The 258-nt window shown below is 53.9% G+C and carries 1 protein-coding gene; it reads left to right on the forward strand.

Going from position 1 to position 258, the window contains the following annotated elements:
- On the forward strand, window positions 1–258 hold a 258-nt coding region (locus KVT34_RS30540), incomplete at both ends, for a BMP family lipoprotein (protein ID WP_217563326.1).

A 258-nucleotide genomic window follows, 5' to 3' on the forward strand; every position in this document is an offset into this window, starting at 1 on the left:
TAACCAGAGCGCTTGGGAAGGGCTGCAGCGGCTTGCGAAAGATACCGGGGCTCAGGTGAAATATTTACAGAGCAAGAGCGATTCGGAATATATCCCGAATCTGACCCAAATGGTCAAGGGCAACTTCAACCTGACGTGGGGCATCGGCTTTATCATCGGCGATGCGATGAAGACGGTAGCGACGCAAAATCCGAACGCCAAGCTGGCGATTATCGACAATGTCGTCAACGCGCCGAACGTGGAATCCGTGACGTTCGC

The organism is Paenibacillus sp. GbtcB18 (assembly GCF_019091125.1).
Lineage (GTDB): Bacteria > Bacillota > Bacilli > Paenibacillales > NBRC-103111 > Paenibacillus_F > Paenibacillus_F chitinolyticus.